The following is a 1,728-nucleotide window of genomic DNA, read 5'->3' on the forward strand; positions in this document are numbered from 1 at the left end:
GCCCCAAAGCCATTCACCTCGGTGCATCAGATTGATCGCGTCGACAGGTTTTTGCGACGGCTGCGCCGCCGAGCGGGAGCAAGCTCCCTCGCCACAAGAGCGCTACCAAGCCCTGAGTAATTCGGAGACCCCAATGGCCAACGCTCTACCCGACCTGAAACTGCTGCGCATTTTCGTCAGCGTGGTCCGGCACCAGGGGTTTGCCAACGCCCAGCACGAGCTCAACCTTTCCACGTCGGCGATCAGCACCTACATGAGCCAACTCGAATCGGCCCTGGGCCTGGTGCTTTGTCATCGTGGGCGGGGCGGGTTCAGCCTGACCAGCAAGGGCGAGTTGTTCCATCAGGAAACCCTGCGCCTGCTGGGCGAGCTCGAAGGCTTCGAGCAATACGCCGCGGCGCTCAAGGGTGAGTTGCGCGGTACGCTGAACCTGGGCGTGATCGACTCGACGGTCAGCGACAAGGCGTTGCCGTTCGCCGAAGCTATCGGCGCCTACAGCCAGGAGCACCCGGCGGTGCACTTGCACCTGTCGGTCATGAGCCCCTACGAGTTGCAACTCGGCGTGCAGGACAATCGCCTGGACCTGGCCATCGGCGCGTTTTCCACGCGCATGAGCGGGCTGGTCTACATGCCGCTGTACCGCGAGCAGCACTGGTTGTATTGCAGCAACCGGCACCCGCTGTTCAACGAACGGCGCATCCCCGAGCAACTCATTACCCAGCAGCGTATGGTCGGGCGCGGTTACTGGAGCCAGGCCGAACTGGCGCGCCACGGCTTCAAGCACAGCGCGGCGACGGTAGAGAGCATGGAAGCGCAATTGATCCTGGTGCTGTCCGGCGCCTACATCGGTTACCTGCCTGAGCACTACGCCCAGGCCTGGGTCGACAAGGGCGATCTGCGCGTGCTGCTGCCGGCGACCTTTGGCTACCAGGCGCCGTTTTCGATGATCGTGCGCCGTGGCCGCAGCCGCGAGCCGCTGATCCAGACCTTCCGTGATCTGCTCAAAGCTCAACTGAACCAGGCCTGACCATGTCCAGACTTCAATGCCCACGCTGCCACCGTCCGCAAAGCCATTGCCTGTGCCCGTTGATCCCCAGTCTCGACAGCCGCACCCGCGTTCTGCTGCTGCAGCATCCCAGCGAGGTGAACCATGCCTTGAACACGGCGCGGTTGGCGGCATTGGGCTTGAACAACGGTGAATTGATCGTCGGCGAGGTGTTCGAGGATTTGCCGCGGTTGCTCAGTCAACCGGGTTATCAGGCGCGGTTGTTGTTTCCCGCCGACGATGCGCAGCCGATGCAAGCCTACGGTCCCAGCGATGACTCGCTGCTATTGGTCGTCCCCGACGGCACCTGGCGCAAGGCGCGCAAGCTGCTGCACCTGAACCCCTTGCTGGCGGCGCTGCCGAGGGTCACCCTGGCCGACGGCGGCGTGTCCCGTTATCGCTTGCGCAAGGCGCCCGGGCCGGGCGCGTTGTCGACGGTGGAGGCGATTGTCCAGGCACTGCAAGCCCTCGAAGCACCGACGAGTTTCGAGCCGTTGCTGAGGCCGTTCGAGGCGCTGATCGAGGGGCAGATCGCGGCGATGGGGGAGGAGACTTACCAGAAGAACCATGGAGGGGTATAGAGACCCCTGTGGCGAGGGAGCTTGCTCCCGCTCGGCGGCGCAGCCGTCGTAAAACCTGCTGGCGCGGTCTGCCTGACACAACGAGGTGAGTGGTCTTGGGGC

2 protein-coding genes are annotated in these 1,728 nt (G+C 64.0%); both read left to right on the forward strand.

The annotated features are described in order from the left end of the window. The first annotated feature begins 133 nt into the window (after window positions 1–133). Complete coding sequence (locus ACE04F_RS21295; protein ID WP_434572557.1) at window positions 134–1,027, forward strand: LysR family transcriptional regulator; 894 nt, start codon at window positions 134–136, stop codon at window positions 1,025–1,027. A 2-nt stretch (window positions 1,028–1,029) separates the two neighbouring features. Beyond that, the gene (locus tag ACE04F_RS21300; protein ID WP_486109778.1) at window positions 1,030–1,626 is read left to right on the forward strand and encodes a tRNA-uridine aminocarboxypropyltransferase; all 597 of its coding nucleotides are present in this window, start codon (window positions 1,030–1,032) and stop codon (window positions 1,624–1,626) included. Window positions 1,627–1,728: the final 102 nt, after the last annotated feature.

This window comes from Pseudomonas sp. AGC41 (assembly GCF_057334555.1).

What these genes read in the sequence shown, in the direction of transcription:
- ACE04F_RS21300 (WP_486109778.1), top strand. Translation starts at nt 1,030, where the DNA reads ATGTCCAGACTTCAATGCCCACGCTGCCACCGTCCGCAAAGCCATTGC.
- ACE04F_RS21295 (WP_434572557.1), top strand. Translation starts at nt 134, where the DNA reads ATGGCCAACGCTCTACCCGACCTGAAACTGCTGCGCATTTTCGTCAGC.